Origin of the sequence: Paenibacillus sp. 2KB_20 (assembly GCF_052115765.1) — a bacterium.
GTDB lineage: Bacteria > Bacillota > Bacilli > Paenibacillales > Paenibacillaceae > Paenibacillus_AQ.
Window position 1 is genome coordinate 217733 of the sequence record NZ_JBFRHH010000007.1, and the last position, 14442, is coordinate 232174.

The 14442-nt window shown below is 49.6% G+C and carries 9 protein-coding genes; 7 read left to right on the top strand and 2 right to left on the bottom strand.

The window, feature by feature from the left end:
* Positions 1 to 93 precede the first annotated feature (93 nt).
* The 3 genes from helD (at position 94) to AB4124_RS19890 (ending at position 5831) form a co-directional block, all read left to right on the top strand.
* Positions 94 to 2424, top strand: a complete 2331-nt coding sequence (gene helD, locus AB4124_RS19880; protein WP_441973970.1) for an RNA polymerase recycling motor HelD — start codon at positions 94 to 96, stop codon at positions 2422 to 2424.
* Positions 2425 to 2737: 313 nt separating this feature from the next.
* Positions 2738 to 4441, top strand: a complete 1704-nt coding sequence (locus tag AB4124_RS19885) for a methyl-accepting chemotaxis protein (RefSeq protein WP_441973971.1) — start codon at positions 2738 to 2740, stop codon at positions 4439 to 4441.
* A gap of 85 nt (positions 4442 to 4526) precedes the next feature.
* Positions 4527 to 5831 carry an MFS transporter gene (locus AB4124_RS19890; RefSeq protein WP_441974193.1) on the top strand — a complete coding sequence of 435 codons (1305 nt, stop codon included), beginning with the start codon at positions 4527 to 4529 and terminating at the stop codon, positions 5829 to 5831.
* Between the two features lie 193 nt (positions 5832 to 6024).
* On the opposite strand, the gene AB4124_RS19895 is transcribed toward AB4124_RS19890, so the two are convergent.
* Together AB4124_RS19895 and AB4124_RS19900 are read right to left on the bottom strand one after the other, a co-directional pair.
* A complete protein-coding gene (locus AB4124_RS19895) occupies positions 6025 to 7263 on the bottom strand; it encodes an MFS transporter (protein ID WP_441973972.1) in 1239 nt (412 codons plus the stop codon).
* Positions 7256 to 7720, bottom strand: a complete 465-nt coding sequence (locus AB4124_RS19900) for a MarR family winged helix-turn-helix transcriptional regulator (protein WP_379404783.1) — start codon at positions 7718 to 7720, stop codon at positions 7256 to 7258. Before AB4124_RS19900 ends, AB4124_RS19895 begins: the two co-directional genes overlap by 8 nt.
* A gap of 224 nt (positions 7721 to 7944) precedes the next feature.
* Between AB4124_RS19900 and AB4124_RS19905 the strand changes: the two genes are divergently transcribed.
* The 4 genes from AB4124_RS19905 to AB4124_RS19920 all read left to right on the top strand — a co-directional run bounded on the left by AB4124_RS19905 (position 7945) and on the right by AB4124_RS19920 (position 14390).
* Positions 7945 to 8682, top strand: coding sequence for a glycerophosphodiester phosphodiesterase (locus AB4124_RS19905; protein ID WP_076325051.1), 738 nt, complete (start codon positions 7945 to 7947; stop codon positions 8680 to 8682).
* Positions 8683 to 8686: 4 nt separating this feature from the next.
* Positions 8687 to 9895, top strand: coding sequence for an SLC45 family MFS transporter (locus tag AB4124_RS19910; protein ID WP_076325050.1), 1209 nt, complete (start codon positions 8687 to 8689; stop codon positions 9893 to 9895).
* A 153-nt stretch (positions 9896 to 10048) separates the two neighbouring features.
* Positions 10049 to 11059, top strand: coding sequence for a LacI family DNA-binding transcriptional regulator (locus AB4124_RS19915; protein ID WP_441973973.1), 1011 nt, complete (start codon positions 10049 to 10051; stop codon positions 11057 to 11059).
* Positions 11060 to 11165: 106 nt separating this feature from the next.
* Positions 11166 to 14390 (top strand): cellobiose phosphorylase, encoded by a 3225-nt coding sequence (locus tag AB4124_RS19920; protein WP_441973974.1) that lies wholly within the window; start codon positions 11166 to 11168, stop codon positions 14388 to 14390.
* The last annotated feature ends 52 nt before the right edge of the window (positions 14391 to 14442 follow it).

A 14442-nucleotide genomic window follows, 5' to 3' on the forward strand; every position in this document is an offset into this window, starting at 1 on the left:
TCATTAAAATTGGAATTCGTGGTTAGAATATCACAATTGTATTATAACACAGGCAACTTGCGCTGTCAACCAGTATATTAGGGGGATGAACAAATGGCTATCAGCGAACAGGATTGGAAAGAAGAACAGGCACGGGTAACGGAAGTGACAACGAAAATCGGTAATAAAATATCTCAGCTGGAAGCGAGCGTTGGAGATATCCGTGAAGTCGTTATTGATATGCGGAAAGACTTTTGGGACGAAGTAACGGTCAACTTCAGCAACCCGGACGATTTGGGTGAAACGTCCACCAACCTGAGACAGCAGTCGCAGGTGCTCGCGGAACGTGAGCATGCTCATCTGCAATCCAGCAAGCTGCTTAAAAAGTATAGAAAACTTGTGGAATCCCCTTACTTTGGACGCATTGATTTTCAAGAGGATGGGACCACGGAGACGGAAACCATTTATTTGGGGACAGGATCTTTTTTGGATGAACATATGGAGACGTTTCTGGTTTACGACTGGCGGGCTCCGATATCAAGCTTGTATTATGACGGGGCACCCGGTCCGACCCAATATGAAACGCCTTCGGGTACGGTCAAAGGCGAAATGCTGCTTAAGCGCCAATTCGTCATCCATGACGGCGAGATCAAGGTATTGTTTGATACCGGTGTAACAATCGGGGATGAGCTGCTCCAGCAGGTGCTCAGCCATAGCGCGGATGATCGGATGAAGAGCATCGTAGCTACAATTCAAAAGGAACAGAATGCCGTCATCCGAAACGACAAAACCCGCATGCTGATCGTTCAGGGGGCTGCTGGCAGCGGCAAAACCTCAGCGGCACTGCAGCGAGTGGCCTATCTGTTGTATAAGTACCGGGAGACGCTTCGGGCCGATCAGATGATTCTGTTCTCACCGAACCCGCTGTTCAACAGTTATGTATCCACGGTGCTTCCGGAGCTTGGCGAGGACAATATGCAGCAGACGACCTTTCAGTCTTATCTGGAGCATCGGCTCGGCAAAGAGTTTGAGCTAGAAGACGTGTTCACGCAGACGGAAACCCTGCTGAATGCGGACGATTCGCCGCGTTACCGGGCACGGCTTCAGAGTATATCCTATAAATCCTCGGGTGCTTATCTGGACACCATCAGACGATACAAGGAGCTGCTGGAACAGGACGGGATGCTCTTTAAGCCGGTCGTATTTCAAGGTAAGGTTATCGTTAGCTCCGACGAAATGTCCGCGCAGTTCTATGGTTATGATGCGGCGGTTAAGCTTGCTGGCCGTATCGACCTCATGAAAGAGTGGATGCTGAAACGCCTGTCGGAGTTTGCTCAGAGCGAAAAAGACGCCCCGTGGGTGGAGGAGCAAATCCAGCTGCTGGATACGGAGGATTACCAACGGGCCTTTCAAACGATGAGACGTAAGCAAAACCGGAAGGCAGACACGTTTGACGATTTCGATAAGGAAAGGGACGTCCTTGCCAAAATGGTCATCAGCAATCGACTCAAGCCGGTCAGACGCTGGATCAAGCGGTTCCGTTATGTGGATGTGAAGGGCATGTATCGAAAACTATATACAGATGAATCGTTATTTCGCCGGGCGGCCGGAAATTTGGAGATGCTCCCTGATTATTGGGAAGAAATCTGCAATCTTACCGTTGCATCACTGGACAACAAATCGCTGTTGTATGAGGATGCGACTCCGTTCCTCTATCTGAAGGAGCTGCTTCAAGGTTTCCGCACGAACACGTCGATTCGACATGTCATTGTTGATGAAGTACAGGACTATTCCGGATTCCAGCTGGAATTCCTGAAGCGATTGTTCCCACGAGCGAAAATGACGGTGCTGGGAGACCTTAATCAAGCGATTTATGCACATGGAGAGGCACTCGGCAATCTCGAAAATCTGGTAAGTCTGTACGGCAATGAGGATACGGAGGTTATCAATCTGACGCAAAGCTACCGGTCCACGTATGAAATCGTTGATTTCACGCGGCAGATGATACCGGGCGGGGAGCGGATCGTTCCATTTAATCGAAGCGGCGAAGCTCCGCGTGTGGTTGCGGTGAACGATGAAAAACACCTGCATGCAGCGATTGTCTCTGATATCCGTGAACTTCATGAACAGGGATTCCAGTACGTCGCGGTGATCTGCCGGACAGAAGAGGAGAGTAGACGCGTACACGAGCAGTTGTCAGCAGATATACAAACACGATTAATTGCCAAAACCACTCCGGCTTTTGAGAAAGGAACGCTTGTCGTTCCTGCCTATTTGGCCAAGGGCGTGGAATTCGACGCGGTGATCATATACAACGGCTCTGAGGATGTGTACCATCGCGAAAGCGACCGCAAGCTGTTCTACACCGCATGTACGCGTGCCATGCACAAACTTCATGTGTATCATATCGGGGAAAAAAGCCATTTTATCCCGGATGAATATTAAATGAATAAAGGTCTGTCTGAGCCACGGCTTAGGCAGGCCTTTTTTTTTCATGATTGTTATATGAAATCCAAACATGTTTCATGGAAAAGGAAAAAAACGGAAACCTATTTAGGGCGAGATAGGGAGTATGCTTTATACCATAAGGAGGGAGTTATCCAATATTTATGATGATTTGACCGGTGATTAATAATTTTTTTCAATTATTTTCGGGAAAAGCGCTTTCTCGATCGCCTCGTCTATTCATTTTGGACACAAATTTGACGAAAAAAGGATTGGGGGTCTATTACTTATATCAAAGGTCGGGTGCTTGCGGATGAAGATAAAAACAAAATTAATTCTTTCGTCTACGATTCTTGCAACGGTTACGGCGGTTATCGTAATCATCGCGTTCATCACTTCGAATATGACGGAGAAGAGGTTCAGCAAGATTATTGAAGTGGATCAGAAGGTCATCTATAACCTGACGCAATTGGAGACCCTATTGACGGGTGTCTCTAATGATGAGCGGGGCTACTTATTGACCGGTGATTCGACCTTTGCCGATTCATTGAAAGCGAAACAGGAGTCCGTCGCCAAACTCATGGCCGAAACCAAAGGCTTGATGACGGCTGAAGAAGACCAAAAGGTATTTAACGAGATCGAAACCGGGTATGTCATCTACACCGAAGCCGTTTCTGAGGTGTTAAACAAATTGGGGTATGATACCGGATTTTACAAGGCTGTGCCGTTTCGGGTATATGAAGCTGCATTTAACCAGGAACGCGAAGTGCGCAAGTCATTTAGTACGCTTATCGCACAATTTACGGTAGATAAAAATGAAGCCTTGGCTAAACAGGCTGATCAAATTGCGGCCAGCAGCCGATTTCAGAATTTGATCATTATGCTGATCGGAGTCGCAGCCGTTGTTTATTTTGCTATACAGGGATATCTTCTTACTCGATCGATCCGTCCGTTAAACCAGATGAGCAGTCAGCTTTTGAAGATTGCCGAAGGCGGCGGTGATCTTGTTACCCGATTACAGATCAATACAAAAGACGAAATCAGGGCGGTTGCCGACGCCTACAATAAACTGGTCGATGGATTCAGGGTGCTTGTCGTGCAGGTACAGGATACGGCCAGCCAAGTCGGTATCGCAGCTTCGACGCTGCATTCCACGACCGAGGAAATCCGTCAAGCTTCTCAGCAAACCTCTGGGATTATGGAAGAGCTGGCGGCCGGGGTAGAAAACCAGCTTCAGGATACGGAGGAAACGACAGCTACGGTAACGGACATGGCGGAAGGCATGAAACATATCGCGCATGCCGCCCAAGACGTCTCCGGATTGGCAGCAACGACGAACCAACTTGCGGCTGAAGGGGAACAGGCACTTATACATACGCTGGCTCAGATGGAAGGTATACGCACCAGTGTGGATCAATCTGCGCAATCGGTGCGGGCGCTCGGCGAAAAGGCCTCCAACATTGGAGCGATGGGACAGATCATAATCGAAATTGCAGAGCAGACATCACTGCTTGCCTTGAATGCCTCCATTGAGGCCGCTCGGGCAGGTGAGCATGGCAGGGGTTTTGCGGTTGTAGCGGCTGAGGTCCGAAAATTGGCTGATCAGGCCTCAAACTCTTCCGTCGAAATCAGACAATTCGTCCATGAGCTTCAGCAGGATATTGTTGATTTGGCCGGCGTCATGGAGCAGGGCACCCGCGAAGTGACCGAGGGAATGAACGTGGCACAAGGAGCCGAGAGAGCTTTTAAGGATATTGAGCAATCCGTCGGCGAATTGAACGAACAAATTCAGAGTGTCACTGTTGCAACTGAACAGATGGACTCCGGAGCAGGAGAGCTTGTTCATGCCATCCGCAGAATTCAGGAGGTCACGGAGACGACGGCAGGTGGAACCCAAAGCGTCAGTGCAGCCACGGAAGAGCAGCTCGCCTCTATGGAGGAAATTACAAATTCCGTTGAGGATTTGAACGTAATGTCCAGCAAGCTGCGGCAGTTGATGTCCGGCTTTAAAGTATAAATAAGGAAAAATTGCATATGGGAAAAAACGGCCACCTTGCAATCATGCATATTCTGGGCAAAAGAACCTACAATATGGATGACAGATAACGCAAAGGTGGTCTTCTCTCATGGAAAACAAGAAATGGGATCTGGTTGCCCTTGCATCCATACCACTCATCATGACCTTGGGCAATTCCATGCTGATTCCCATCTTGCCGCAGATTTCAAAAGCTCTGGGGATCAGTTCCTTCAAAGTCAGTATGCTTATAACAGTATATGCTGTTGTAGCCATCTTACTGATTCCGATTGCCGGTTATTTATCGGATCGGTATGGACGAAAGAAGATCATCATCCCCAGCTTAATTATTGCGGCATTAGGCGGAGCTGTCTCGGCTGTGGCAGCCTGGATGCTGAGTGGGACGGCGGCATATTACGTTATTTTGGCGGGACGGTTTCTGCAGGGGATTGGTGCTGCCGGGGCATTCCCCATTGTCATTCCGCTTGTCGGTGACATGTTTAAAGAGGAAGAAGAGGTCAGTAAGAGTTTGGGTATTATCGAAACCTCCAATACGTTTGGCAAGGTAATCAGCCCGATACTGGGTGCCCTGCTCGGAAGTTTTATTTGGTTCTTGCCCTTTATAGCTATTCCGATTCTATGCTTGATCTCTATCGTGCTTGTCATTTTTCTTGTGAAGACGCCAAAGTCGAACGACAACGACAAACAATCCATTCACGAGTTTTTAAAAACAACCAAGCAGGTTTTGCACGAGAAGGGAAGATGGCTGTATGCCATATTTGCCATCGGCGGCATCGCGATGTTTGGCGTGTTCGGCGTTCTTTTCTATTTGTCGGAAACGCTCGAAAGCACTTACCATTTACACGGTGTGGTGAAAGGGCTGGTGCTTGCGATTCCGCTAGCTTTGTTATGTCTTTCATCTTATTTAGCCGGTAAATTTACGGGCAAAAATAAAGCGGCTAAGAAGTGGACCGGTTTCGCGGGCATGGCCATTTTGACGGCTTCCTTGATCGTAACCGGATTTAGTGCACAGATCTATTTTGTAGTCGGCATGATGACGCTTGGTGGCATCGGGATCGGGATGGTACTGCCATGCATGGACACGCTGCTGACGGAAGGTGTTGAGAAGGAGCAGCGCGGTACCATTACCTCCCTATATAGCAGTATGCGTTTTATCGGCGTATCGCTCGGTCCGCCAGTTGTTTCACTGCTGCTCGGGGCGAATCATTGGGTGCTGTTCGGCACGTTGGCAGCCGTCGCGGCTGTAGGTGGCCTGCTTACATTATTCGCCGTGAAGCCGGAGGCGAAGGAAGACGATACCGGAGGGAATTCATACCGAGTGGATTTCAAGAAACCGCAGGGCTTGAAAAAGAAAGGTCTTGTCCATAAATAATGGACAAGACCTTTCTCTCATATTCGGGTACGGATCGGGAGCATAGGGAACGAAGGTCCACTCGTATAATCGAGTAAACGGGCTCTGCATGATCCATCCGGGTCCGATCCGGTAGGTCAGAGCTTGATGCGTGCAAAATATTCGAATGAAATCAAAGAGATGCCAAAAAATTGGATTCGCTTTCGAACCCCCGTTATCCTGCAACGGTGGGTTCGGTATCCTCAAGCTTTGATGTAGCTTTAGTGCGCGATTTGCCGGTTGCCTGCATGACGATATAAATCAGGATCAACAGCACTAGCGCAATGGCTGAATATCGGTACATGATCGTGTACGAAGTGGATTTGGCGATGGAGCCGAGCGCGATAGAGCCGATAGCGACACCGAAATCCAGGGAGTTGAAGAACATGCCGTTGGCCATGCCGCGCTGGAGCGGATGAACCTCCTGGATCATCCAGGTCTGGATGGACGGCTGCATCGCACCGAAGCCAAGGCCATAACATAATGCCGATAACAGCATAATTCCCGTCGATGAGGCGAAGGTCAGCAACAACAAACCGGTGACCATCAGAACAGCAGCGGGTATAACCAGCGCCTTGTGCCCATACCGGTCATAGATTCTGCCGGAGAACGGCCGTACCAGTATAATGGCAATGGCATTGAACAAGAAGAAATACTGGGGATTCCGGAGGTGAGCCTCGGCGCCGAACAACGCCATGAAGCTCAGCAGTCCGCCGTACGTAATGGACATCAAAAAGTTAAGGATACTGGGTAGAATCAGCTTCTTATTGAATGAACCCTTTGGTTGTTCCTCCACTCGAGGTTTAACTGCTGAGGGGCGTTCCGTGTTTCGTTTTGCCGATTTTAACGTCAGAACGTAGGCGAGCGGGAAGATAAGTACATTGATGATGACGGTGATGACCACAAGCGGTGTGAAACCCCCGTCTTGCAGGAGCGTTAAGCCGATCATCGGGCCGATCGACATGGCGAGTGTAGTGGATAATCCGAAATACCCCATGCCCTCGCCCAGTCGTTTGATAGGAATGACGTCTGAAGCCATCGTAGGAAACGAGGTGCTTGTCATGCCAAAGCCGATGCCAAACAAAACGCGCATCAGCAGCAGAAAGGCGATGCCGGATGCCCAGTAATAGCCGAGCGTGGCTGCCAGTGATATCAACAGCCCGACGTACAGAAGCAGGCGCAGTTTTCCTTTTTCCAGCGCTTTGCTTGACACGAAGCGGGAAGCGATCGCACTGAAGGCGAACAGGCTGGTTATCAGGCTGACCTGAAGCGGGCTTGCCATAAACGCCTCTTTGGCGTATGCGGGCAGCGTGGTCAGCATCATCTGCAGGGTCAGGAACAGAAACAGGTTGCTGACCATCAAGGTGATGAATTCTTTGGTCCATAATCGTTGTTTCGAATTTATTTCATTCATGTGAAACATCACTCCTGTTATTCTCTAAGTTGTGTATGTTGGTATTGATGCGTGAGAGTGTGTCCCAGAACATCTCTAATTGATGATCGTCAATGCCTTCGATTAACTGGCTTCCGCACTGACTTTCGATCGTTGTGGTTGTCTCGATCAATTGTTTGCCTGTATCCGTCAAATAGAGCTGGAAAGCTCTTCGGTCGTTTACCGAAACGGATTTGCGGGTGTATCCTTTTTTCTCGAGCAGATCCAAAATGCGGGTAGTGGTCGGTTGGTCCTTGTCCGCTTTGGCGGCAACTTCCTTTTGATTTAACCCTTCGTGCTCTCCGATGTGGTACAGCACCAGCCATTGCTCAGGGGTGATATCATAGGGCTTCAAGGCGTTAGCAAACAAATGGGATGCGCGGCGATAGGTGTAACCCAGATGAAAACCGATGGAGGGGTTGCGTTTAGGTACTTTCAAGAAACAAGTCACACCTTTCCTTTCAAGTTTTCAAAAATAGTTGTCTAAACAATTATATGCCTGACATGCAAATCAGTCAAACCATTCAAAAAATTAATTGTCTGCATGACAGGGTTTCGTAAAACGATGTGGAATATGAAAAATGGAATGATAACATAGCTCTAACAATTGCGAGCTATATTTATAGTACAAACCAATTTCTAACCACTCAGGAGGAAGTACAAATGTCACAATTGATTAATTTTGCACACCGCGGGTCATCGGCTATATGCCCCGAGAATACGATGGCTGCCTTTGCCAAAGGCTTGGAGCAGGGAGCTACCGGGATTGAAACCGATGTTCAGATGACGAAGGATGGAAGGCTGGTTCTGATCCATGATGAGAGTGTTGCCCGTACCACGGGGGCTGAGGGGCTAGTCAAAGATTATACATACGACGAACTGGCCAAGTTGGACGCAGGCTCATGGTTTGGAGCGGCTTTTCAAGGGGAACGGATTCCGCTGCTGGAAGAACTGCTGGAATTAACGAAAAACCGTGGCACGATCGTGAACATTGAGCTGAAGAACGGGTCGATTCAATATCCTGAGCTGGAAAAGCGCGTGATCGAGACCGTAAGACACTACAAAATGTCAGAGCAAATCGTCATCTCAAGTTTCAATCATTATTCCCTGGTGGAGTGCAAACATATTGATCCTGAAATCCGTACCGGCCTGCTGTATGGAGAAGGGTTATACAAACCGTGGGAGTATGCCAAATTGGCTAAAGCGGATGCGCTTCATGCATACCATCGCGCAGTTCTACCGGAATGGGTAGCGGAAGCGAAGCAGCATGGTGTTGTCTATCACCCGTGGACTGTCAATGACGAGGAACAGATGAAAGCCTTGATCGATGCAGACGTGGCGGGCATTATTACGGATTATCCGGATGTACTCGGGGGATTGCTACAAACCAAGGGAGCGTGACTTTGTGAAAAAAACATGGCTGCTGGGATTTGGCTTTTTCAGCATTAGCATTACCTGGGCGCTCTACAATGCGTTTGTGCCCTATTTTCTGGAGGATTACATATCCAGTGTCGCACTGATCGGTTTTTTTATGACGATCGACAATTACTTTGCCTTGTTCTTGCAGCCATGGATTGGAAGTCGAAGCGACCGTACTCATACCCGGTATGGCAGAAGAATGCCTTACCTGCTCATCGGAATGCCGCTTGGCGCTCTGTTTACCGCAATCATTCCGTTTCACACCGGGATGGCAACATTGATACTGTTCATGGTCCTCATGAATCTGGCTATGAGCCTGTATCGTTCGCCTACCGTTTCACTAATGCCGGATATTACGGAGGAGAAACGACGCACGAGGGCCAACGGCATCATTAACTTTATGGGCGGCATAGGGTCTATACTGGCTTTTGGCGTGGGCTCGGTACTGTATAGCGCTCATCGCTCCCTACCTTTTATTGCAGCGGCCGGCATAACGCTGGTGTCGTTGTTCATTTTGAGAACATTTATCCAGGAGAAGCGCGACGCTCCAGGCTATCAGGCTCAGACGGAAGCCAAAACTAAAGTTTCCTTTAAGAGTCAGCTCAATCGGACGACGGTGCTGCTCTTGGCGGCTATATTTTTCTGGTTTGTCGCTTATCAGGGAGTTGAGACGCTGTTTACTCTGTACGGGAAGAACGAGATGGGGCTAACGGAATCGCAGGCTTCCTTTTCCTTAACGTTTTTTTCACTCGCCTTTGTTCTGTTCGCCATTCCAAGCGGATGGCTCGGCGGTAAATTCGGCAAGAAACGGATGATTCTGATCGGCGTCAGCGGACTGTTGATTGTCTTTGCGCTTGTACCATGGGTTGAATCAATGGTGTTGCTCCGTGTATTGCTGACTGTTGGTGGGTTATTCTGGGCTTGCATCAATATTAACTCCTATCCGTTTATCGTATCTACCGGATCGGAGGACAGCATTGGGACGCGGACAGGAATGTACTATTTGGTATCCTCGCTGGCGGCGATCTCGTCACCGCCTCTGCTGGGCAAGCTCATTGATGGCATGGGATATTCGATTCTGTTTTATTGTGCCGCTGGCAGCATGCTGCTCGCGCTGATCTGCGTTCTGATGATTCGCCATCAGGAAACGGCAAGTCCTGCAAAACCGCAGACCGCATCTGCCAGCTTGTCCTAGAAGATTTGTTTTTTTGATAACCGAAGGTTCGGCTCCTGCTAGTCCGTCCGTGCGGAATAACATTGACGAGAGCCTGCCAGGACAGGTAGAATCTAATATCAGATAGATTTGAATTAGAATATGCCGGCGAAGGTGCAGGAGCTGATTCCAAGGTTGACTACGATTTATGATATTGCCAAGAAAACAGGCTATTCGCCTACGACGGTGTCCAAAGTCTTCAACAACTATCCGGATGTCCGGGAGAAGACGAGAGCCAAGATCCTGGCAACCGCGAAGGAAATGGGCTATCTTCCAAACGCAAACGCCAGATCGCTTACAACGAAGCGATCCTGGACCATTGGTATTCTTTTTGTAGAAGCCACTGGAGCAGGGATTCGTCACCCCTATTTTGGAGCTGTTATCGAAAGCTTTAAGAAAATTGCCGTATCCAAAGGGTATGATCTGATGTTCATCTCCAAGGATGTCGGCGGCCGAAGAAGCAGTTATGTGGAGCATTGCAAAATCCGAGGCGTCGACGGTGTGGTCGTCATTCTGTCGAGCAGCGAGGATCCCGATTTCCAGGAGCTGCTGGATAGCGGCATTCCGTGCGTCATTCTGGATTCGTCACCGGAACATGTGCATTCGGTTTACTCCGACAATATCGGAGGGAGCATGCAGGCACTTCGGTATTTGCATTCGCTCGGACATCGCAGAATTGCCCATATATCGGGCGGATTGAATACGTTTGCAGGCGAACAGCGCCAACAAGGCTATGAGCAAGCCCTTCGGGAACTTGACCTGGATCTAAGGGGAGAGTACATAACCGGCAGCGATTTTTTCTCCACCGAGAGCGGATACGAAGCCATGAAGAAGCTGCTGGGGCTTAGAGAGAGGCCGACTGCTGTTTATGCGGCAGGTGATCTACTCGCACTTGGAGCGGTTCGTGCCGTTCAGGAACATGGCCTGCATGTACCGGGAGATGTGTCCATCATTGGTTTTGATGATATTGAAATGTCCCGTTACATCACCCCTGCGTTAACGACCATACGCCAGGATACGGAGCAGCTGGGCACCGTTGCGGCGGAGCTCCTTCTTTCTTCCATCGAAGAGCAAGACGCAACAGTAAAGTCGGTTATGCTGCCAGTTCAATTGATTATCCGGGAATCCTGCCACCCGGTCACCTAGGTGAAATATAAGGCAGGACTCATTTTTACCATTTTTCGAAACCGGTTTCGAAAGTAATCGGACTCTAGAGTTGAGTCGATTATGACCCATTAAAGGAGGATCTAACATGTCAAATTATCGTTTTGAGAAGGATACCTTTGTTATTGAGCAGTATGATCTTGCCAAACCGTTTTCCAGCTTTCTGCCGGGTATCGCAGGCTTGAAAGGGATTCCAATGTGGACCTTTTATGTGAATCGGGGTCAGGGAATATGCAGCTTCGGCATACGCGATAAGAACTCGCCAATCATGGAATTTTCCCCGGCGAATATCTCGTATAAGAATGTCTCGACTACCGGTTTCCGCACGTTTATCAAGATGGCGGGGACAACGCCCCTCTATGAGCCGTTCCAATCCTTTCAGCCGGATTCCAAAGCGAAGAGAACGATGCTGATTCGTCAGAATGAGCTGGTCATTGAGGAGGAGCATGCCGGTAAAGGACTTCGCACTTCGGTGTCGTATTTTCAGCTGCCCGGTGAGGATTTTGCCGCCCTTGTTCGCAAGGTCAGCGTAACGAATATCGGAGCCGGGACTGTATCGCTTGAACTGCTGGACGGCATGCCGGAGATTCTGCCTTACGGTGTCGAGAATAGCGGGTACAAGGAGGTCGGCAATCTGCTGCGGAGCTGGATGGAAGTGGAGAACTTGGATCAGGGGATCCCGTTCTATAAAGTTCGCTCCAGTACGCACGACGAGGCGGAAGTCAGCGAAGTTACGAGCGGTCACTTCTATCTGTCGTTTGATCAGCATGGGAAGCTGCTCCAACCCCTTGTAGACTTTGAGCTGATCTTTGGCGGAAACACTTCCTTGATCCACCCTGATCGATTTGCTGTGAGCTCGGTGGAAGCTTTGCTGAACGCCACGCCTTATGCCGTGAACAAAGTACCATGCGGATTCAGCGGATTATCGACTCAGCTTAAGCCTGGGGAGACGGCGACCGTTTATACACTGGTTGGTCATGTGAACGATATCGGTAAAATCAATAAACGTTCCAAAGATTTGTGTTCTCCTGCCTATATCCTCCGTAAACGCGAGGAGGCCTCGGCGTTGACCCGGAAATTAACCGAGGATGTGGCCACCAAAACGGGATTACCCCTATTTGACGAATATAGCCGTCAGTCCTATCTGGACAATTTTCTGCGGGGCGGATATCCATTCCTATTCGATAACGGGAAGGAAGGGGCCGTTGTCCATCTATACTCCCGCAAGCATGGGGATCTGGAGCGGGATTATAACTTCTTCTCTCTTGCGCCGGAGTACTATTCACAAGGGAATGGCAATTTCCGGGATATGAATCAGAATCGACGAAATGACGTGTTTTTTAACCCGAAGGTGGGCACGTTCAATATCCGGATGTTTTTCAGTCTCATTCAAGCCGACGGTTATAACCCGCTTAGCGTAGAAGGGACGAAATTTCGCGTGAGTGAAGGGAAGGAGGAGGAGCTGCAGGAGCTGCTGCGCGCTTCCGCGGCTGAGGAAGATTATGAGAAGCTGACAAAGGCATGCGCCGGGGACTATACGCCAGGAAAAATCATCAACGCGATTTCGGATCAAGCCATCAGGTTGGAGATTAGCGAGGAACAGTTCTTATCCGGGCTGTTGACGATATCCGATCAGCATTTTGCAGCTTCGTTCGGGGAAGGGTTCTGGTCGGATCATTGGACGTATAATATGGATTTAGTTGATACCTACTTGAATATTTATCCCGACCGTTATGAGGAACTATTGTTTGAGGAGAATACGTATACGTTCTTTGACAGCCCGGTGTACGTCCTTCCGCGGAGTGAGAAGGTTGTGATCAGTCGAGGAGGCAAGGTTCGGCAATATGGTGCTCTGCTGGAGGACGAGGAGAAGCTGAATAAGCTCGGCAGAAAACGGAACGCGGCGAAATGGCTGCGGGTAGATGGCGGATTAGGCGGCATGTACCGCACGAATCTGTTTGTCAAAATGATCTCATTGTCCCTCAATAAAATGGCGACACTCGATCCTTACGGGATGGGGGTAGAGATGGAGGCGAACAAGCCGGGCTGGAATGACGCAATGAACGGCTTGCCGGGACTGTTTGGGTCGGGTATGAGCGAAACGATGGAATTGAAGCGTTTGGTCGCATTTATCGTGGATGCGGCCGAGCGGTGTGGCCATCAAGTGATTCAGGTACCGGAGGAGATCGCGTCTTACTTAGGTAGTGTATACGAAGCCGTACAGCAATATCAGTCCGGCTCATTGGATTCATTCGGTTATTGGGACTTGGTAGCGGGGCAGCGTGAATCCTATCGTGCATCGGTCCGGTACGGGATCAGCGGTCTGGAGGTTGAGATGTCGGTGAAAAACGTGAAGGTCATGTACGCGGCATTCTTGGACAAAATCGAAGAAGGGATTCAGCGTGCCGAGCAGATGGGAGGCGGAATCGTGCCAACGTATTTCCGCTTTGAAGCCGAGCGCTTTGAAGAGGTTCGGGATGCAGCGGGGAACCCAGTGATTACCCGCTATGGTTTGCCCGCGGCAAAAGTGCTTGAATTCAAGGCATATGCGCTCCCGCATTTTCTGGAGGCACCGGCCCGCGGAATGAAGCTCGCTGATGAAGGCCAGGCGAGAACGATGTATGATCGGATCAAGGCTTCCGATCTGTATGATCCCGCGCTGGGGATGTATAAAACGTCCGTCAGCCTGGCAGGCGAAACCGATGAAATCGGGCGCATCCGTGCATTTACAGCCGGGTGGCTGGAGCGGGAATCCGTATTTTTGCATATGACCTATAAATACTTGCTTTCATTATTAAAAGCCGGATTGTATGACGAGTTTTTCTCGGAAATCAAAACATCCCTTGTCCCTTTTCTGGACCCGGCGGTTTATGGACGCAGCACGCTGGAGAATTCCTCGTTCATTGCCAGCAGCGTCAATCCGGATCCTCACGTGCATGGACGAGGTTTTGTGGCAAGGCTTAGCGGATCGACGGCCGAATTCCTAAGCATGTGGATTACGATGATGGCAGGGAAGAAGGTATTCCGTTACGAAGGCGGCCAGCTTCAGCTGCATCTGAACCCACTGCTTCCGGCTTGGCTGTTTGACGAGAATCAAGAAGTGTCGTTCACCTTCCTTGGTTCCGTCAAGGTGACGTATCGCAGCGAGCGCGCAGCAAATACGTATGGCCAGGACGGCGTTACGATTCAGCGATTAACTCTCATCACGGTGGGAGGGGATTCGATCAAGGTGGATGGACCCCTCCTTACAGGAGCGTTGGCTCATGAAGTTCGGAACGGGAACATTCGAGAAATTCATGCTGTATTGAAATAGAGGGAAACGAACGCCAAACAGGCCACCCGGCAAGAATCGGGTGGTCTATTTA

Excerpts from the sequence above, each read along its gene's own strand:
- helD (WP_441973970.1), top strand. The coding sequence starts at position 94 with ATGGCTATCAGCGAACAGGATTGGAAAGAAGAACAGGCACGGGTAACG.
- AB4124_RS19885 (WP_441973971.1), top strand. The coding sequence starts at position 2,738 with ATGAAGATAAAAACAAAATTAATTCTTTCGTCTACGATTCTTGCAACG.
- AB4124_RS19895 (WP_441973972.1), bottom strand. The coding sequence starts at position 7,263 with ATGAATGAAATAAATTCGAAACAACGATTATGGACCAAAGAATTCATC.
- AB4124_RS19905 (WP_076325051.1), top strand. The coding sequence starts at position 7,945 with ATGTCACAATTGATTAATTTTGCACACCGCGGGTCATCGGCTATATGC.
- AB4124_RS19920 (WP_441973974.1), top strand. The coding sequence starts at position 11,166 with ATGTCAAATTATCGTTTTGAGAAGGATACCTTTGTTATTGAGCAGTAT.